Raw genomic sequence first — 15,307 nt, forward strand, 5'->3', positions numbered from 1 at the left:
AGCCATGACCACGCAGACCGCGCTGTCCGTGGACGTCGTCGACGCCCAGGGCAAGAAGTCCGGCACGGCCGAGCTCCCCGCTGAGGTGTTCGACGTCGCCGTGAACGTCCCGCTGATCCACCAGGTCGTCGTCGCCCAGCGCGCCGCCGCCCGCCAGGGGACGCACGCCACCAAGACCCGCGGCGACGTCCGCGGTGGTGGCAAGAAGCCGTACAAGCAGAAGGGCACCGGCCGCGCCCGCCAGGGTTCGACGCGCGCCCCGCAGTTCGCCGGCGGTGGCACCGTCCACGGCCCGCAGCCGCGCAAGTACGACCAGCGCACCCCGAAGAAGATGAAGGCCGCCGCCCTGCGTGGCGCCCTCTCGGACCGCGCCCGCGCCGGTCGTGTGCACGTCGTCACGGGCTTCGGCCTGGACGGCACGCCCTCGACCAAGACGGCCCTCGGCACGATCGCCAAGCTGACCACGCGCGAGCACGTGCTCGTCGTGACGCAGCGTGACGACGAGATCACGATCAAGTCGCTGCGCAACGTCCCCGAGGTGCACCTCCTGGTCGCCGACCAGCTGAACACCTACGACGTGCTCGTCTCCGACGACGTCATCTTCACCGAGGGTGCGCTCGCAGCGTTCCTCGAGGGCCCGGCCAAGGGCGCGAAGGCTGTCGCCGCCGAGTCGGAGATCGGGTCCGAGGCTGCTATCACCGAGGAGACCGCAAAGTGAGCGTCACCGTGAAGGACCCGCGCGACATCCTGATCGCGCCGGTCGTCTCCGAGAAGAGCTACAACCTTCTCGACGAGGGCAAGTACACCTTCATCGTGGACCCGAGCGCGAACAAGACCGAGATCAAGATCGCGATCGAGAAGGTCTTCAGCGTGAAGGTCGCCTCGGTGAACACGATCAACCGCAAGGGCAAGACGCGTCGTACGCGTTTCGGCCTCGGCAAGCGCAAGGACACGAAGCGTGCGATCGTCACCCTCCGCGAGGGCACGATCGACATCTTCGGCGGTCCGGTCGGCTGAGCTGACTAGAGACGATTGAGGACAGGTTTCCATGGGAATCCGTAAGTACAAGCCGACGACGCCCGGCCGTCGTGGCTCCAGCGTCGCCGACTTCGTCGAGGTCACGCGCTCGCAGCCGGAGAAGTCGCTGGTCCGCCCGCTGAGCAAGACCGGTGGCCGCAACAACACCGGCCGCATCACGACGCGTCACAAGGGCGGCGGGCACAAGCGTGCCTACCGCGTCATCGACTTCCGTCGTCACGACAAGGACGGCGTGCCCGCGAAGGTCGCTCACATCGAGTACGACCCCAACCGCACGGCGCGCATCGCGCTCCTGCACTACGCGGACGGCGAGAAGCGCTACATCATCGCGCCGAACAAGCTGTCGCAGGGCGACCGCATCGAGGCCGGTGCGGGTGCCGACATCAAGCCCGGCAACAACCTGCCGCTGCGCAACATCCCGACCGGTACGGTCATCCACGCCATCGAGCTCCGGCCCGGTGGCGGCGCGAAGATCGCCCGCTCGGCCGGTGCGTCCGTGCAGCTCGTCGCCAAGGACGGCCCGTACGCGCAGCTGCGCATGCCGTCCGGTGAGATCCGCAACGTCGACCTGCGCTGCCGCGCGACGGTCGGCGAGGTGGGCAACGCCGAGCAGTCGAACATCAACTGGGGCAAGGCCGGCCGCATGCGCTGGAAGGGCAAGCGCCCGACCGTGCGCGGTGTCGCCATGAACCCGGTCGACCACCCGCACGGTGGTGGTGAGGGCAAGACGTCCGGTGGTCGTCACCCGGTGAGCCCCTGGGGCCAGCCGGAGGGTCGTACCCGCCGTCCGAACAAGTCGAGCGACCGGATGATCGTCCGTCGCCGTCGTACCGGCAAGAAGCGCTGATAGGAGCCTGAAACATGCCTCGTAGCCTGAAGAAGGGCCCCTTCGTCGACGACCACCTCCAGAAGAAGGTGGACGCGCAGAACGAGAAGGGGACCAAGAACGTCATCAAGACCTGGTCCCGTCGGTCGGTCGTCACGCCCGACTTCCTCGGTCACACCTTTGCCGTGCACGACGGTCGCAAGCACGTCCCGGTCTTCGTGACCGAGTCGATGGTCGGCCACAAGCTCGGCGAGTTCGCTCCCACGCGGACCTTCCGCGGCCACGTGAAGGACGACAGGAAGGGCCGTCGCCGCTGAGGCGTGGGGTTTCCCCTCGCTGAAGCAGTGATGACCCGGACTGTCTGAGAAAAGGAAGCAGGACAGCAATGGAAGCCAAGGCGCAGGCGCGGTTCGTCCGTGTCACGCCCCAGAAGGCCCGGCGCGTCGTGGACCTCATCCGTGGCAAGCAGGCCTCTGAGGCCGTCGCGGTGCTGAAGTTCGCACCGCAGGCCGCCAGTGAGCCGATCCGCAAGGTCGTGGAGAGCGCGATCGCCAACGCACGGGTGAAGGCCGACCGCGCGAGCGAGCGCTTCGACGAGGGCGACCTGGTCGTCTCCGCCGCGTTCGTGGACGAGGGCCCGACCCTCAAGCGGTTCCGCCCGCGGGCTCAGGGACGTGCTACGCGCATCCTCAAGCGCACCAGCCACATCACGGTGGTGCTCGCCGACAAGCAGACCGTCAAGGAAGGGGCCCGATAGTGGGACAGAAGGTTCACCCGCACGGGTACCGCCTCGGTATCACCACCGACCACCGGTCGCGCTGGTTCGCCGACAGCACCAAGCCTGGTCAGCGGTACCGCGACTACGTCCGCGAGGACGTGCAGATCCGCAAGCTCATGGGCACCGGCCTCGAGCGGGCCGGCATCTCCAAGGTCGAGATCGAGCGCACCCGTGACCGCGTCCGCGTGGACATCCACACGGCGCGTCCGGGCATCGTGATCGGCCGCCGGGGTGCCGAGGCCGACCGCATCCGCGGCGAGCTCGAGAAGCTCACGGGCAAGCAGGTCCAGCTCAACATCCTCGAGGTCAAGAACGCGGAGATCGACGCGCAGCTGGTTGCTCAGGGCATCGCCGAGCAGCTCGCGAGCCGTGTCTCGTTCCGTCGTGCGATGCGCAAGGGCATGCAGTCCGCCCAGCGCGCCGGCGCGAAGGGTATCCGCGTCCAGGTCTCGGGCCGCCTCGGTGGCGCCGAGATGAGCCGCTCGGAGTTCTACCGCGAGGGCCGCGTGCCCCTGCACACGCTCCGTGCGTACATCGACTTCGGCTTCTACGAGGCCCGCACCACCTTCGGCCGTATCGGCGTCAAGGTGTGGATCTACAAGGGCGAGGTCACCGAGAAGGAGTTCGCCGCTCAGCAGGCCACCGCCGCTCCCCGTCAGGGTCGTGGCCGTGGTGACCGCGGTGAGCGTGGCGGCGAGCGTCGTGGCGGCCGTCGCAACGAGCGTCCGGCCGAGCGCAGCGCCGAGACCGCCGCCCCCGCGGCGGAGGCTGCTGCTCCGGCCGCTGAGACCGGAACGGAGGCCTGACCATGCTGATCCCGCGCAGGGTCAAGCACCGCAAGCAGCACCACCCGTCGCGCTCCGGCGCGGCCAAGGGTGGCACCCAGATCGCGTTCGGCGACTTCGGCATCCAGGCTCTGGAGCCGGCGTACGTCACCAACCGCCAGATCGAGGCGGCGCGTATCGCAATGACTCGCCACATCAAGCGTGGCGGCAAGGTGTGGATCAACATCTACCCGGACCGTCCGCTGACCAAGAAGCCTGCCGAGACCCGCATGGGTTCCGGTAAGGGTTCGCCGGAGTGGTGGGTCGCCAACGTCAAGCCGGGCCGCGTCGTCTTCGAGCTGGCCGGTGTTGACGAGTCCCTTGCTCGCGAGGCCATGCGCCGCGCGATGCACAAGCTCCCGATGAAGTGCCGTTTCGTGGTGCGCGAGGGTGGTGTCTGATGGCTATCGGTACGCAGGGGCTCGCCCCGATCGATCTGGATGGCATGGACGACGAGACTCTCGTCGCCAAGCTGAAGGAAGCCAAGGAGGAGCTGTTCAACCTCCGTTTCCAGTCGGCGACCGGCCAGCTCGAGAGCCACGGCCGACTGAAGGCCGTGCGTCGTGACATCGCCCGGATCTACACGATCCTGCGCGAGCGCGAGCTCGGTATCCGTACGGCTCCGAGCGTGAGTGAGTGAGGCAATGAGCGAGAACACGACTGCTGAGGCCGCGCAGGCCCAGCGCACGACGCGCAAGGTGCGCCGTGGCTACGTGGTCAGCGACAAGATGGACAAGACCATCGTGGTCGAGGTCGAGGACCGGGTGAAGCACCCGCTCTACGGCAAGGTCATCCGTCGCACCAACAAGGTCAAGGCGCACGACGAGCAGAACACCGCCGGCATCGGCGACCTGGTCGTCATCATGGAGACCCGCCCGCTGTCCGCGACCAAGCGGTGGCGCCTGGTGGAGATCGCCGAGAAGGCCAAGTAAGACTTCTCATCCCGCTGGGGGCGGTGCGTGACACACGTACGCGTGGCGCCCCCGGCACAGCAACTATCCGTTCGACCAGGCTCGCCGGAAGCAGTCCGCGCGAGAACCAGTTCGACGTCAGGAGTTCATTCAAATGATCCAGCAGGAGTCGCGACTTCGGGTCGCCGACAACACGGGTGCCAAGGAGATCCTCTGCATCCGCGTTCTCGGTGGCTCCGGCCGTCGCTACGCCGGTATCGGCGACACCATCGTCGCCACCGTCAAGGACGCGATCCCGGGCGGCAACGTGAAGAAGGGCGACGTCATCAAGGCTGTCGTCGTCCGGACCGCCAAGGAGCGCCGTCGTCCGGACGGTTCCTACATCAAGTTCGACGAGAACGCCGCCGTCATCCTGAAGAACGACGGCGAGCCTCGCGGCACCCGCATCTTCGGCCCGGTCGGCCGTGAGCTGCGCGACAAGCGGTTCATGAAGATCATCTCGCTGGCTCCGGAGGTGCTCTGACCATGGCGAAGATCAAGAAGGGCGACCAGGTCATCGTGATCTCGGGTCGCGACAAGGGCAAGACCGGCCGCGTGCTGGAGGTCCTCAAGGACTCCGACCGTGTCGTGGTCGAGGGCGTGCAGCGCGTCACGAAGCACACCAAGGTGGGCCAGTCGCAGCGCGGCACCCGCACCGGTGGCATCGAGACGGTCGAGGCGCCGATCCACGTGAGCAACGTGATGATCGTCGACCCGGAGACCAAGAAGGGCACCCGCGTCGGGTACCGCCTCGAGCAGGTGGAGCGTGACGGTCGTACCAAGACCGTCCGGATCCGCGTCGCGAAGCGCTCCGGGAAGGACATCTGATGACCGAGACGACCATCGAGGCCCCGGCCCAGCCGCGCCTCAAGCAGAAGTACCGCGAGGAGATCCTCCCGGCGCTGATCGAGGAGTTCGGCCACTCCAACCTGCACCAGGCCGGCGGTCTGACCAAGATCGTCGTGAACATGGGTGTGGGCGACGCGGCCAAGGACTCGAAGCTCATCGAGGGCGCCATCCGCGACCTCTCGGCGATCACCGGTCAGAAGCCGCAGGTCACCAAGGCTCGCAAGTCGATCGCGCAGTTCAAGCTGCGCGAGGGCATGCCGATCGGCGCGCACGTGACGCTCCGCGGCGACCGGATGTGGGAGTTCCTCGACCGCCTGCTGGCGATCGCGCTGCCGCGTATCCGCGACTTCCGCGGCCTGTCGCCCAAGCAGTTCGACGGGCACGGCAACTACACCTTCGGTCTCACGGAGCAGTCGATGTTCCACGAGATCGACCAGGACAAGATCGACCGGGTCCGCGGTATGGACATCACGGTCGTGACGACGGCGACGACCGACGACGAGGGCCGCTCCCTGCTGCGCCGTCTCGGCTTCCCCTTCAAGGAGAACTGACATGGCGAAGAAGGCCCTGATCAACAAGGCGGCCGGCAAGCCGAAGTTCGCGGTCCGCGCCTACACCCGGTGCCAGAAGTGCGGTCGCCCGCACTCCGTCTACCGCAAGTTCGGCCTGTGCCGCATCTGCGTGCGGGAGATGGCCCACCGCGGCGAGCTTCCCGGCGTCACCAAGAGCAGCTGGTAACACAACTACGCCGTAGGTCCGTCCGGCCACCTGGCCGCCCGGATACCCCGGCGAGGAAGGGCACGAGCCCGACATGACTATGACCGACCCGATCGCAGACATGCTGACCCGTCTGCGGAACGCGAACTCGGCGCACCACGACACGGTCACCATGCCGTCGTCGAAGCTGAAGACGCACATTGCTGAGATCCTGCAGGCCGAGGGCTACATCGCCGGCTGGTCCGTGGAGGACGCCCAGGTGGGCAAGTCCCTCACGATCGAGCTGAAGTACGGCCAGAACCGGGAGCGCGCCCTCGCGGGCGTTCGCCGCATCTCGAAGCCCGGCCTGCGCGTCTACCGCAAGTCCACCGATCTGCCCAAGGTCCTCGGCGGCCTGGGCGTGGCGATCCTGTCCACGTCCTCCGGCCTCCTGACCGACCGGCAGGCACAGGCCAAGGGCGTGGGCGGCGAAGTCCTCGCCTACGTCTGGTAATCCGGAAAGGAGAAAACGCCAATGTCTCGAATCGGCAAGCTTCCCGTTCCGGTCCCGGCCGGCGTGGACATCACCGTCAGCGGCGCGCTGGTGACCGTGAAGGGCCCCAAGGGTTCTCTCGAGCACACCGTGCCCGCACCCATCAATGTCGCCCAGGAGGACGCCCAGCTCGTGGTGTCCCGTCCGGACGACGAGCGGAACTCCCGTGCGCTGCACGGCCTGACCCGCACCCTGATCGCCAACATGATCACCGGTGTGACCGAGGGCTACGAGAAGAAGCTCGAGATCGTCGGTACTGGTTACCGCGTCGTGGCGAAGGGCTCGAGCCTCGAGTTCGCGCTCGGCTTCAGCCACCCCGTTGTCGTCGAGCCCCCTGCGGGCGTCACGTTCGCGGTCGAGAGCCCCACCAAGTTCTCGGTCTCCGGCATCGACAAGCAGCAGGTCGGCGAGGTCGCAGCGAACATTCGCAAGATCCGCAAGCCCGAGCCCTACAAGGGCAAGGGCGTGCGCTACGCCGGCGAGAACGTCCGCCGCAAGGTCGGAAAGGCTGGTAAGTGACGATGGCTATCAAGATCCTGGGCAAGGGCAAGTCCGTCGCTCGCCAGCGTCGCCACTCGCGCCTGCGCAAGAAGATCACCGGCACCGCCGTCCGTCCGCGTCTGGTCGTCACCCGCTCCTCGCGCCACATGGTGGCGCAGGTCGTGGACGACACCGTGGGCAAGACCGTCGCCTCCGCGTCGACCCTCGAGGCCGACCTGCGTGCGTTCGACGGCGACAAGACGGCCAAGGCCCGCAAGGTCGGCGAGCTCGTCGCCGAGCGTGCCAAGGCTGTCGGCGTCGACACCGTCGTGTTCGACCGCGGCGGCAACAAGTACCACGGTCGTGTCGCTGCAGTGGCCGACGGCGCCCGCGAGGGTGGTCTGGCCCTGTGATGACCTACGCACGGAAGAAGAGGACTCTCTGATGGCTGCAGGGCAGCGCAGCGGCGCCCCCCAGGGTGCCGCCACCGAGAACAAGGACCGTAACGACCGTCGTGGTGGCGGTCGTCGGGACGACCGTCGCGGCGGGCGCGAGGAGAAGAGCGCCTTCCTCGAGAAGGTCGTCACCATCAACCGCGTCGCCAAGGTCGTCAAGGGCGGCCGCCGCTTCAGCTTCACCGCGCTGGTCGTGGTGGGCGACGGCGACGGCACCGTCGGCGTCGGCTACGGCAAGGCCAAGGAGGTGCCCGCGGCGATCGCCAAGGGTGTCGAGGAGGCGAAGAAGAACTTCTTCCGCGTCCCTCGTATCCAGGGCACCATCCCGCACCCCATCCAGGGTGAGGCCGCCGCCGGTGTCGTGTTCCTGCGTCCGGCGTCGCCGGGTACCGGTGTGATCGCCGGTGGTCCGGTGCGCGCCGTGCTGGAGTGCGCGGGCATCCACGACGTCCTGAGCAAGTCGCTCGGCTCGTCCAACGCGATCAACATCGTGCACGCCACGGTCGAGGCCCTCAAGGGCCTCGAGGAGCCGGCCGCTGTGGCCGCTCGCCGTGGGCTCCCGCTGGAGGACGTGGCCCCGGCCGCGCTCCTGCGCGCCCAGGCCGCCGGTCGTGCCGAGTCGGCAGCGAAGGCTGGTGCGTGATGGCTCGTCTGAAGGTGACCCAGACCAAGTCCGCCATCGGCGGCAAGCAGAACCAGCGTGACACGCTGCGGACGCTCGGCCTCAAGCGGATCGGCGACACCGCCGTGAAGGAGGACCGCGCGGAGATCCGTGGCATGGTCAAGACGGTGGCGCACCTCGTCGCCGTCGAGGAGGTCGAGTGATCATGGCGGAGAACAAGCCGCTGAAGGTCCACCACCTCCGTCCGGCTCCCGGCGCCAAGACCGCGAAGACCCGTGTGGGTCGCGGTGAGGGGTCGAAGGGTAAGACGGCGGGTCGTGGTACCAAGGGTACGAAGGCTCGTTACCAGGTCCCCGCGGGCTTCGAGGGTGGGCAGATGCCTCTGCACATGCGCCTCCCGAAGCTGCGTGGGTTCAAGAACCCGTTCCGCGTCGAGTTCCAGGTCGTGAACCTGGACAAGCTCTCGGCGCTGTTCCCCGAGGGTGGCACCGTCACCGTCGAGGACCTCGTCGCCAAGGGGGCCGTCCGCAAGGGCCAGCCCGTCAAGGTGCTCGGCAACGGTGAGATCGACGTCAAGCTCGAGGTCGCGGTGGACCGCGTCTCGGCGTCCGCCAAGGAGAAGATCCTGGCGGCCGGCGGTACGGTCTCGGAGGCCTGAGACAGCTGACAGGGCCGGCGGCGCGTGAGCGCGGCCGGCCCTGTGTGCTCTCTTGAGTATTTCCCGGAGCGAACGTGGTCCACGGACCGGCGTGAGCAACGTAGAATCCGACACGGTCTGGCTGCACCGTTGTGGTCTGGCCCACGTTCGACACACCTCGCCGGCGTCCTGCCGGCGACACTAGATCCCGCAACGGCGGGCCAGGAGGATAGGGTGCTCAGCGCTTTCGGCCGGGCTTTCCGGACGCCAGACCTGCGGCGCAAGCTGCTGTTCACGATCGCGATCATGGCGATCTTCCGGCTCGGGTCGTTCATCCCGACCCCCGGTGTGGACTATGCGAACGTGCAGCAATGTATCGCCCTGGCGGGTGACAACACGCTGCTCGGCCTGATCAACGTCTTCAGCGGCGGTGCGCTGCTGCAGCTGTCGATCTTCGCGCTCGGCATCATGCCGTACATCACCGCGAGCATCATCGTGCAGCTGCTCCGCGTGGTCATCCCTCGCTTCGAGGCGCTCCACAAGGAGGGCCAGTCGGGCCAGGCCAAGCTGACCCAGTACACGCGCTACCTCACGATCGCGCTCGCGATCCTGCAGTCGACGACCGTCATCACGACGGCGCGCCAGGGTCTGCTGTTCACGGGCTGCGACCTCGACGTCATCGCGAGCGACAGCATCCTCACCTCGGTCTTCATGGTCATCACCATGACCGCGGGTACGGGCCTGGTCATGTGGCTCGGCGAGCTGATCACCGAGCGCGGCGTCGGCAACGGCATGTCGCTGCTCATCTTCACGTCGATCGCCGCGAGCTTCCCGACCTCCCTGTGGTCGATCGCCGGTGGCGCGAACGGCGTCCTGAACTTCACGATCATGATCCTGGTCATCATCCTGGTGATCGGCCTCGTGGTCTTCGTCGAGCAGTCGCAGCGCCGCATCCCGGTGCAGTACGCGAAGCGCATGGTGGGTCGCCGCATGTACGGCGGCACCAGCACCTACATCCCGATCAAGATCAACATGTCCGGCGTGATCCCCGTGATCTTCGCGGCGTCGATCCTCGCCATCCCCGGCCTGATCGCCCAGTTCGGCGACCAGACGGAGGAGTGGGTCATCTGGATCTCCAACAACCTGGTCCAGCAGTCGTCGCCGCTCTACATCGCGATCTACACGCTGATGATCATCTTCTTCTGCTTCTTCTACACGTCGATCACGTTCAACCCGGACGAGGTCGCGGACAACATGAAGAAGTACGGCGGCTTCATCCCCGGCATCCGGGCCGGCCGCCCCACGGCGGAGTACCTGGACTTCGTGATCACCCGCATCACCTCCGCCGGTTCCCTGTACCTCGCGCTGATCGCGCTGATCCCGACGCTGGTGCTCGTCTTCCTGGGCGTCACCACCAACCTGCCCTTCGGAGGCAGCTCGATCCTCATCGTGGTCGGCGTCGGGCTGGAGACGGTCAAGCAGATCGACTCCCAGCTGCAGCAGCGCCACTACGAAGGATTCCTCCGTTGAGCCAGACTCCCACCACCACCTCTCGCCGCGAGCTGCACGCTCGTCCGGACCAGGAGGGCCAGGTCACGCGCCTGGTCATCATGGGCCCGCAGGGCGCGGGCAAGGGTACGCAGGCGGCCCGCCTCGCCGAGGTCTTCGGGATCGTCCCGATCTCCACGGGTGACATCTTCCGCGCGAACATCGCGGGGAAGACCGAGCTGGGCCAGACCGCACAGGAGTACACGAACAAGGGCGAGCTGGTCCCGGACGAGGTCACCAACGCCATGGTCCGCGACCGCCTCGGGCAGGCCGACGTCAAGAACGGCTTCATCCTGGACGGGTACCCGCGCAACGCGGCCCAGGTGACCGAGCTGGACCAGATCCTGGCCGACCTCGGCTGGGAGCTGGACGGTGTCATCGAGCTGACGGCCGACCGCGACGAGCTCCTGGCCCGCATCGCCAGGCGCGCGGAGCAGGAGGGTCGCGAGGACGACACCGAGGAGGCCATCGCGCGGCGCCTCGACATCTACGCGGAGCAGACCGCTCCGCTGACCGCGGCCTACGGCGAGCGGAACCTGCTGGTGCGGGTCGACGGCCTGGGCGAGATCTCGGACGTCACCGACCGCATCGTCGCCTCGCTCGCGACGCAGCTGGGCTGAGGCGTGGTCTTCGGCCGGGAGCGGATCGAGTACAAGACGCCGGACCAGGTGCGCCTCATGCGGCGCGCCGGTCTGGTCGTCGCGGACACGCTCGCCGCGGTCCGCGCGGCCGCCCGGCCCGGTCTCACCACGGCTGAGCTCGACGCGGTGGCCGCCCGGTCCATCGAGGACGCCGGTGCCGCCCCGTCGTTCCTCGGCTACCACGGCTTCCCCGGAGTCATCTGTACCTCGGTCAACGAGGAGGTCATCCACGGGATCCCGGGCAGCCGGGTCCTCGCTGCCGGGGACCTCGTCTCCATCGACTGCGGTGCCGTCGTCGAGGGCTGGCACGGTGACTCGGCGGTCTCGTTCGTCCTGGGCGCCGAGGGCGCCCTCGACCACAGGCTGCCCGACGACGACCTGGTCGCCGCCGGCGCGGACCTCGCCGACATCGCGCTCGTCCGGGCCACCGAGGCCGCCATGTGGGCGGGTATCGCCGCGCTGGCCTCCGCGAAGCGGCTGAACGCCGTGGGCGAGGCGGTCGAGGCGGCCGTCGAGATGGCCGGTGAGTTCGTCGGCGTCGAGTACGGCATCGTCGAGGAGTATGTGGGGCACGGCATCGGCAGTGCCATGCACCAGCCGCCGGACGTCCACAACTACCGGACGTCGGGGTCGGGTCCGCGCCTCCGGTCCGGCATGTGCCTGGCGATCGAGCCGATGATCACGCGGGGCGGAGCGGAGACTCAGGTGCTGGAGGACGGCTGGACCGTCGTCACCACCGACGGGTCCCGCGCGGCGCACTGGGAGCACTCGACCGCGATCACCGAGGACGGCATCGTGGTGCTCACCGCGGCCGACGGGGGAGCCGAGCGCCTCGGTGTCTTCGGGGTGACCCCGGTCGAGCCGGCCTGAAGAACGTCACCCGCGGGTCTATTTAACTCGGAGTCAGTTGGCTACGATCGGCCGGGTGACCGACGATGCGCACACGCCCGCCTCCGGCCCCGTCACGCCTGCGTCGCGGGGCAGTGGTGACACGACGTACGCGGCGCCTGCGCACGCGGCGGGTGCCGAGCCGCGCGCCCCGTGGTACCGCCGGGCGGCGTCAGCCGTCGGCCGTGGGCTGCGGCGCCTCGGGCGCTGGGCCGGTGCGTGGGCCCGTCGCCTGGTGACCAGCCCGTTCCTGTGGGTGGGCATCGTGCTCGGTTTCGGCACGTCGCTGCTGGTCTGGGAATCGGTGCTCGTGCTCGGGATCCTGCTCTGGCTGGCCGGGGTCTGGCTCTGGGCGGCACGGGGCAGCACCGTGCTGGTCGCGCTGGGCCTCGGCGTCGTGCTCGGCTGGCTCCCGATGTTGTTCTTCTTCGTCGCCAGCCTGCCGCACACGATGATCGGCCCGCCCGGCGTCGAGTACGACCTCTGACCGCTGCGACCCGGTGGCACGTGGCGAGTCTCACCGCCTGCCGGGGCCGTGGACGGGTGCCTGCGCTTTGAATGCTTTCCGAAGTGGCGTAGGCTTGACCGTTGGGTGTAGTCCGTTCAACGCCTCCAGTTCCTGACAAGGCGCCAGCAGTGCCTGCCGGTCCCCGCGCGAGCGGGGCGCAGGCCGGGCGCCGTGGTAGGCGGCACGCGGACGCACACGACATCCACACCCGACCGCCGGTCGCGCAGTTCATCTCTGCGACGGCGTGGGCGTGGAAGCAGTCACGACGAGAGTTAGCGGAGGATATGGCAAAGAAGGACGGTGTCATCGAGATCGAGGGCAGCGTGATCGAGGCTCTGCCGAACGCGATGTTCCGCGTGGAGTTGTCGAACGGTCACAAGGTTCTCGCGCACATCTCGGGAAAGATGCGTCAGCACTACATCCGGATCCTTCCCGAGGACCGCGTGGTGGTGGAGCTCAGCCCGTACGACCTGTCCCGCGGCCGGATCGTCTACCGCTACAAGTAGTCAGTCCCCGGTCTGGGGCTATGTCACTCACGGCCTGGCCAGAGGTGACGTCGCCGCACGATCGACCACCCACGACACTGTTACGCCCGCGCCGGGACACCGGACGGACGTGGCGGAGGAAAATCCGATGAAGGTCAAGCCGAGCGTCAAGAAGATCTGCGACAAGTGCAAGGTGATCCGCCGGCACGGTCGCGTCATGGTGATCTGCGACAACCTGCGCCACAAGCAGCGCCAGGGCTGATCATCCTCCGGGCACCCGCCCGGGCCGGTGGCTGAGGCCACCACCAGCGCACCACCTCGAACCACTCCGCGTGACGCGGGGCGGGGAACCCTCGGTCCGGAGGCCGGGGCCCGTGAGAACCACGGGATGGCGGTGCGGCAGACCTCCGACGAGCAGTACAGGAGCCGGAAGGCACATGGCACGTCTTATCGGCGTCGACCTCCCCCGCGACAAGCGGCTTGAGGTTGCGCTCACGTACATCTTCGGTGTGGGTCGTACCCGCGCGAAGGAGACCCTGGCCGCCACGGGCATCAGCCCGGACGTCCGCGTGAAGGACCTCGGCGACGCCGAGCTCGTTGCGCTCCGCGACTACCTCGAGGGCAACTACAAGCTCGAGGGTGACCTCCGCCGTGAGGTCGCGGCCGACATCCGCCGCAAGGTCGAGATCGGCACCTACCAGGGCCTGCGCCACCGTCGCGGCCTGCCGGTGCGTGGTCAGCGCACCAAGACCAACGCGCGCACCCGCAAGGGTCCCAAGCGCACCGTTGCGGGCAAGAAGAAGGCCCGCTGACAGCAGTCCGTGGAGCGGTCGCTCGCTGAGCTAGACCGCCCCGGTCCGATCAGACCAGGAGATTACAGAACAGATGCCTCCCAAGACTCGCGCCGCCGCCGGCCGCAAGCCGCGCCGCAAGGACAAGAAGAACGTCCCGCTCGGCCAGGCGCACATCAAGTCCACCTTCAACAACACGATCATCTCGATCACCGACCCGTCCGGTGCCGTGGTGTCGTGGGCCTCTGCCGGCCACGTCGGCTTCAAGGGCTCCCGCAAGTCCACGCCGTACGCCGCGCAGATGGCCGCCGAGTCGGCTGCCCGTCGCGCGCAGGAGCACGGCGTGAAGAAGGTCGACGTCTTCGTGAAGGGCCCGGGTTCCGGTCGCGAGACCGCCATCCGCTCGCTCCAGGCCACCGGCCTCGAGGTCGGCTCGATCCAGGACGTGACGCCGCAGGCGCACAACGGCTGCCGTCCGCCGAAGCGTCGCCGCGTCTGATATCTGTTGCGGCCGGTCACGGTCGCGGCCCTGGGGCCGCGACCGGGACCGGATCGCGGCATCCGCTCACCTCGCGAGGTGAGCACCGCCCGGACGGTGACAGAGATCCGTCCGGGCCGCGAGAGATCGCAGGCCGTGATGCGTCATATAGCGGACGCACACTGAAAGGACACCCACAGTGCTCATCGCACAGCGCCCCACGCTGACCGAAGAGGTCATCTCGGAGAGCCGTTCCCGCTTCTCCATCGAGCCGCTCGAGCCGGGCTTCGGCTACACGCTCGGCAACTCGATGCGTCGCACCCTGCTGTCGTCCATCCCGGGCGCAGCCGTCACGTCCATCCGCATCGACGGTGTGCTGCACGAGTTCAGCACCGTGCCGGGCGTGAAGGAAGACGTCACCGAGATCATCCTCAACATCAAGAACCTCGTGGTCTCCTCGGAGAACGACGAGCCCGTCGTGATGTACCTGCGCAAGCAGGGTGCTGGTGCCGTGACCGCCGCGGACATCGTTCCGCCGGCGGGGGTCGAGGTGCACAACCCCGACCTGCACATCGCCACCCTCAACGACAAGGGCAAGCTCGAGATCGAGCTGACCGTCGAGCGGGGTCGTGGGTACGTGTCCGCCGCGCAGAACAAGCAGTTCGACGCGGAGATCGGGCGCATCCCGGTCGACTCGATCTACTCGCCGGTCCTCAAGGTCACGTACAAGGTCGAGGCCACCCGAGTCGAGCAGCGCACCGACTTCGACAAGCTCATCGTCGACGTCGAGACCAAGCAGGCGATCACGCCTCGCGACGCGCTCGCCTCGGCAGGCAAGACCCTGGTCGAGCTGTTCGGCCTGGCACGTGAGCTGAACGTCGAGGCCGAGGGCATCGAGATCGGCCCGTCGCCGACGGACACCGCGCTGGCCGCGGACCTGGCGCTGCCGATCGAGGAGCTCAACCTCACCATCCGTTCGTACAACTGCCTCAAGCGCGAGGGCATCCACCAGGTGGGCGAGCTCGTGGCCCGCAGCGAGGCGGACCTGCTCGACATCCGCAACTTCGGTGCGAAGTCGATCACCGAGGTCAAGGAGAAGCTGGCGGAGCTCGGCCTCAGCCTCAAGGACTCGCCGCTGGACTTCGACCCGGCCGGCGCCTCCTACTTCGAGGCCGGCGACGCGGCTGCCTACAGCGGCGACGAGCAGTCGTACTGACGTCCCGCGCCCGGCCCTCGGGCCAGGCGCGCGGAACCACTTCC

The 15,307-nt window shown here is 68.0% G+C and carries 28 protein-coding genes; all 28 read left to right on the forward strand.

Annotation, left to right across the window (positions count from 1 at the left end; genetic code table 11):
- The first annotated feature begins 4 nt into the window (after positions 1 to 4).
- The 28 genes from rplD to APR03_RS10815 all read left to right on the forward strand — a co-directional run bounded on the left by rplD (position 5) and on the right by APR03_RS10815 (position 15,263).
- Entirely contained in the window at positions 5 to 718 is a 714-nt protein-coding gene (gene rplD / locus APR03_RS10680) for a 50S ribosomal protein L4 (protein ID WP_253835542.1), read from the forward strand.
- Complete coding sequence (gene rplW / locus APR03_RS10685; protein WP_253835543.1) at positions 715 to 1,017, forward strand: 50S ribosomal protein L23; 303 nt, start codon at positions 715 to 717, stop codon at positions 1,015 to 1,017. Before rplD ends, rplW begins: the two co-directional genes overlap by 4 nt.
- A 31-nt stretch (positions 1,018 to 1,048) precedes the next feature.
- Positions 1,049 to 1,885, forward strand: coding sequence for a 50S ribosomal protein L2 (rplB, locus tag APR03_RS10690; RefSeq protein WP_253835545.1), 837 nt, complete (start codon positions 1,049 to 1,051; stop codon positions 1,883 to 1,885).
- Positions 1,886 to 1,899: 14 nt separating this feature from the next.
- On the forward strand, positions 1,900 to 2,181 hold the full coding sequence (gene rpsS / locus APR03_RS10695; RefSeq protein ID WP_253835547.1) for a 30S ribosomal protein S19: 282 nt from the start codon (positions 1,900 to 1,902) through the stop codon (positions 2,179 to 2,181).
- A 68-nt stretch (positions 2,182 to 2,249) separates the two neighbouring features.
- A complete protein-coding gene (gene rplV / locus APR03_RS10700; RefSeq protein WP_119139904.1) occupies positions 2,250 to 2,621 on the forward strand; it encodes a 50S ribosomal protein L22 in 372 nt (123 codons plus the stop codon).
- The gene (rpsC, locus tag APR03_RS10705) at positions 2,621 to 3,448 is read left to right on the forward strand and encodes a 30S ribosomal protein S3 (RefSeq protein ID WP_253835549.1); all 828 of its coding nucleotides are present in this window, start codon (positions 2,621 to 2,623) and stop codon (positions 3,446 to 3,448) included. The genes rplV and rpsC overlap by 1 nt, the downstream gene beginning before the upstream one ends.
- A gap of 2 nt (positions 3,449 to 3,450) precedes the next feature.
- Positions 3,451 to 3,867: a 50S ribosomal protein L16 gene (gene rplP, locus APR03_RS10710; RefSeq protein WP_119139900.1), complete on the forward strand. Its 417-nt coding sequence runs from the start codon at positions 3,451 to 3,453 to the stop codon at positions 3,865 to 3,867.
- Entirely contained in the window at positions 3,867 to 4,106 is a 240-nt protein-coding gene (rpmC, locus tag APR03_RS10715) for a 50S ribosomal protein L29 (RefSeq protein ID WP_116673593.1), read from the forward strand. The genes rplP and rpmC overlap by 1 nt, the downstream gene beginning before the upstream one ends.
- 4 nt (positions 4,107 to 4,110) lie before the next feature.
- The gene (rpsQ, locus tag APR03_RS10720; RefSeq protein ID WP_253835551.1) at positions 4,111 to 4,398 is read left to right on the forward strand and encodes a 30S ribosomal protein S17; all 288 of its coding nucleotides are present in this window, start codon (positions 4,111 to 4,113) and stop codon (positions 4,396 to 4,398) included.
- 133 nt (positions 4,399 to 4,531) lie between these two features.
- Positions 4,532 to 4,900: a 50S ribosomal protein L14 gene (rplN, locus tag APR03_RS10725; protein WP_020016123.1), complete on the forward strand. Its 369-nt coding sequence runs from the start codon at positions 4,532 to 4,534 to the stop codon at positions 4,898 to 4,900.
- 2 nt (positions 4,901 to 4,902) lie between these two features.
- Positions 4,903 to 5,244, forward strand: a complete 342-nt coding sequence (gene rplX / locus APR03_RS10730; RefSeq protein ID WP_119139896.1) for a 50S ribosomal protein L24 — start codon at positions 4,903 to 4,905, stop codon at positions 5,242 to 5,244.
- Entirely contained in the window at positions 5,244 to 5,816 is a 573-nt protein-coding gene (gene rplE / locus APR03_RS10735; RefSeq protein WP_253835553.1) for a 50S ribosomal protein L5, read from the forward strand. Before rplX ends, rplE begins: the two co-directional genes overlap by 1 nt.
- Before the next feature lies 1 nt (position 5,817).
- A complete protein-coding gene (locus tag APR03_RS10740; protein WP_020016126.1) occupies positions 5,818 to 6,003 on the forward strand; it encodes a type Z 30S ribosomal protein S14 in 186 nt (61 codons plus the stop codon).
- A gap of 73 nt (positions 6,004 to 6,076) precedes the next feature.
- Positions 6,077 to 6,475: a 30S ribosomal protein S8 gene (gene rpsH / locus APR03_RS10745; protein WP_253835555.1), complete on the forward strand. Its 399-nt coding sequence runs from the start codon at positions 6,077 to 6,079 to the stop codon at positions 6,473 to 6,475.
- Between the two features lie 21 nt (positions 6,476 to 6,496).
- The gene (gene rplF / locus APR03_RS10750; RefSeq protein WP_253835557.1) at positions 6,497 to 7,033 is read left to right on the forward strand and encodes a 50S ribosomal protein L6; all 537 of its coding nucleotides are present in this window, start codon (positions 6,497 to 6,499) and stop codon (positions 7,031 to 7,033) included.
- Between the two features lie 2 nt (positions 7,034 to 7,035).
- Positions 7,036 to 7,407, forward strand: coding sequence for a 50S ribosomal protein L18 (rplR, locus tag APR03_RS10755; RefSeq protein WP_253835558.1), 372 nt, complete (start codon positions 7,036 to 7,038; stop codon positions 7,405 to 7,407).
- Positions 7,408 to 7,438: 31 nt separating this feature from the next.
- On the forward strand, positions 7,439 to 8,092 hold the full coding sequence (rpsE, locus tag APR03_RS10760) for a 30S ribosomal protein S5 (protein ID WP_253835559.1): 654 nt from the start codon (positions 7,439 to 7,441) through the stop codon (positions 8,090 to 8,092).
- Positions 8,092 to 8,274, forward strand: coding sequence for a 50S ribosomal protein L30 (rpmD, locus tag APR03_RS10765; protein ID WP_020016131.1), 183 nt, complete (start codon positions 8,092 to 8,094; stop codon positions 8,272 to 8,274). Before rpsE ends, rpmD begins: the two co-directional genes overlap by 1 nt.
- A 2-nt stretch (positions 8,275 to 8,276) precedes the next feature.
- Positions 8,277 to 8,729 carry a 50S ribosomal protein L15 gene (rplO, locus tag APR03_RS10770; RefSeq protein WP_253835560.1) on the forward strand — a complete coding sequence of 151 codons (453 nt, stop codon included), beginning with the start codon at positions 8,277 to 8,279 and terminating at the stop codon, positions 8,727 to 8,729.
- A 213-nt stretch (positions 8,730 to 8,942) separates the two neighbouring features.
- Positions 8,943 to 10,238, forward strand: a complete 1,296-nt coding sequence (gene secY / locus APR03_RS10775; protein ID WP_253835561.1) for a preprotein translocase subunit SecY — start codon at positions 8,943 to 8,945, stop codon at positions 10,236 to 10,238.
- Between the two features lie 80 nt (positions 10,239 to 10,318).
- Positions 10,319 to 10,876 carry an adenylate kinase gene (locus APR03_RS10780; protein WP_253835917.1) on the forward strand — a complete coding sequence of 186 codons (558 nt, stop codon included), beginning with the start codon at positions 10,319 to 10,321 and terminating at the stop codon, positions 10,874 to 10,876.
- A gap of 3 nt (positions 10,877 to 10,879) precedes the next feature.
- Positions 10,880 to 11,767, forward strand: coding sequence for a type I methionyl aminopeptidase (map, locus tag APR03_RS10785; RefSeq protein ID WP_253835562.1), 888 nt, complete (start codon positions 10,880 to 10,882; stop codon positions 11,765 to 11,767).
- Between the two features lie 55 nt (positions 11,768 to 11,822).
- Positions 11,823 to 12,272 (forward strand): hypothetical protein, encoded by a 450-nt coding sequence (locus APR03_RS10790; RefSeq protein WP_253835563.1) that lies wholly within the window; start codon positions 11,823 to 11,825, stop codon positions 12,270 to 12,272.
- Between the two features lie 305 nt (positions 12,273 to 12,577).
- Entirely contained in the window at positions 12,578 to 12,799 is a 222-nt protein-coding gene (gene infA, locus APR03_RS10795; protein ID WP_020016137.1) for a translation initiation factor IF-1, read from the forward strand.
- A 127-nt stretch (positions 12,800 to 12,926) separates the two neighbouring features.
- Positions 12,927 to 13,040 carry a 50S ribosomal protein L36 gene (gene rpmJ / locus APR03_RS10800; protein WP_003956441.1) on the forward strand — a complete coding sequence of 38 codons (114 nt, stop codon included), beginning with the start codon at positions 12,927 to 12,929 and terminating at the stop codon, positions 13,038 to 13,040.
- A 175-nt stretch (positions 13,041 to 13,215) separates the two neighbouring features.
- Positions 13,216 to 13,590 (forward strand): 30S ribosomal protein S13, encoded by a 375-nt coding sequence (rpsM, locus tag APR03_RS10805; RefSeq protein ID WP_119139878.1) that lies wholly within the window; start codon positions 13,216 to 13,218, stop codon positions 13,588 to 13,590.
- 73 nt (positions 13,591 to 13,663) lie between these two features.
- Positions 13,664 to 14,068 (forward strand): 30S ribosomal protein S11, encoded by a 405-nt coding sequence (rpsK, locus tag APR03_RS10810; RefSeq protein WP_020016139.1) that lies wholly within the window; start codon positions 13,664 to 13,666, stop codon positions 14,066 to 14,068.
- Positions 14,069 to 14,246: 178 nt separating this feature from the next.
- On the forward strand, positions 14,247 to 15,263 hold the full coding sequence (locus APR03_RS10815; protein ID WP_253835565.1) for a DNA-directed RNA polymerase subunit alpha: 1,017 nt from the start codon (positions 14,247 to 14,249) through the stop codon (positions 15,261 to 15,263).
- Positions 15,264 to 15,307: the final 44 nt, after the last annotated feature.

Origin of the sequence: Promicromonospora thailandica (assembly GCF_024171955.1) — a bacterium.
Classification (GTDB): Bacteria; Actinomycetota; Actinomycetes; order Actinomycetales; family Cellulomonadaceae; genus Promicromonospora; species Promicromonospora thailandica.

Excerpts from the sequence above, each read along its gene's own strand:
- rplR (WP_253835558.1), top strand. The coding sequence starts at position 7,036 with ATGGCTATCAAGATCCTGGGCAAGGGCAAGTCCGTCGCTCGCCAGCGT.
- rpmJ (WP_003956441.1), top strand. The coding sequence starts at position 12,927 with ATGAAGGTCAAGCCGAGCGTCAAGAAGATCTGCGACAAGTGCAAGGTG.
- rplB (WP_253835545.1), top strand. The coding sequence starts at position 1,049 with ATGGGAATCCGTAAGTACAAGCCGACGACGCCCGGCCGTCGTGGCTCC.
- rplP (WP_119139900.1), top strand. The coding sequence starts at position 3,451 with ATGCTGATCCCGCGCAGGGTCAAGCACCGCAAGCAGCACCACCCGTCG.
- rpsS (WP_253835547.1), top strand. The coding sequence starts at position 1,900 with ATGCCTCGTAGCCTGAAGAAGGGCCCCTTCGTCGACGACCACCTCCAG.
- rpsQ (WP_253835551.1), top strand. The coding sequence starts at position 4,111 with ATGAGCGAGAACACGACTGCTGAGGCCGCGCAGGCCCAGCGCACGACG.
- rplN (WP_020016123.1), top strand. The coding sequence starts at position 4,532 with ATGATCCAGCAGGAGTCGCGACTTCGGGTCGCCGACAACACGGGTGCC.
- rplF (WP_253835557.1), top strand. The coding sequence starts at position 6,497 with ATGTCTCGAATCGGCAAGCTTCCCGTTCCGGTCCCGGCCGGCGTGGAC.
- APR03_RS10740 (WP_020016126.1), top strand. The coding sequence starts at position 5,818 with ATGGCGAAGAAGGCCCTGATCAACAAGGCGGCCGGCAAGCCGAAGTTC.
- rpmD (WP_020016131.1), top strand. The coding sequence starts at position 8,092 with ATGGCTCGTCTGAAGGTGACCCAGACCAAGTCCGCCATCGGCGGCAAG.
- rpsK (WP_020016139.1), top strand. The coding sequence starts at position 13,664 with ATGCCTCCCAAGACTCGCGCCGCCGCCGGCCGCAAGCCGCGCCGCAAG.
- rplD (WP_253835542.1), top strand. The coding sequence starts at position 5 with ATGACCACGCAGACCGCGCTGTCCGTGGACGTCGTCGACGCCCAGGGC.
- APR03_RS10780 (WP_253835917.1), top strand. The coding sequence starts at position 10,319 with ATGGGCCCGCAGGGCGCGGGCAAGGGTACGCAGGCGGCCCGCCTCGCC.
- rplE (WP_253835553.1), top strand. The coding sequence starts at position 5,244 with ATGACCGAGACGACCATCGAGGCCCCGGCCCAGCCGCGCCTCAAGCAG.
- rpsE (WP_253835559.1), top strand. The coding sequence starts at position 7,439 with ATGGCTGCAGGGCAGCGCAGCGGCGCCCCCCAGGGTGCCGCCACCGAG.
- rpmC (WP_116673593.1), top strand. The coding sequence starts at position 3,867 with ATGGCTATCGGTACGCAGGGGCTCGCCCCGATCGATCTGGATGGCATG.
- rplV (WP_119139904.1), top strand. The coding sequence starts at position 2,250 with ATGGAAGCCAAGGCGCAGGCGCGGTTCGTCCGTGTCACGCCCCAGAAG.
- infA (WP_020016137.1), top strand. The coding sequence starts at position 12,578 with ATGGCAAAGAAGGACGGTGTCATCGAGATCGAGGGCAGCGTGATCGAG.
- rplX (WP_119139896.1), top strand. The coding sequence starts at position 4,903 with ATGGCGAAGATCAAGAAGGGCGACCAGGTCATCGTGATCTCGGGTCGC.
- rpsH (WP_253835555.1), top strand. The coding sequence starts at position 6,077 with ATGACTATGACCGACCCGATCGCAGACATGCTGACCCGTCTGCGGAAC.
- rpsM (WP_119139878.1), top strand. The coding sequence starts at position 13,216 with ATGGCACGTCTTATCGGCGTCGACCTCCCCCGCGACAAGCGGCTTGAG.
- rplO (WP_253835560.1), top strand. The coding sequence starts at position 8,277 with ATGGCGGAGAACAAGCCGCTGAAGGTCCACCACCTCCGTCCGGCTCCC.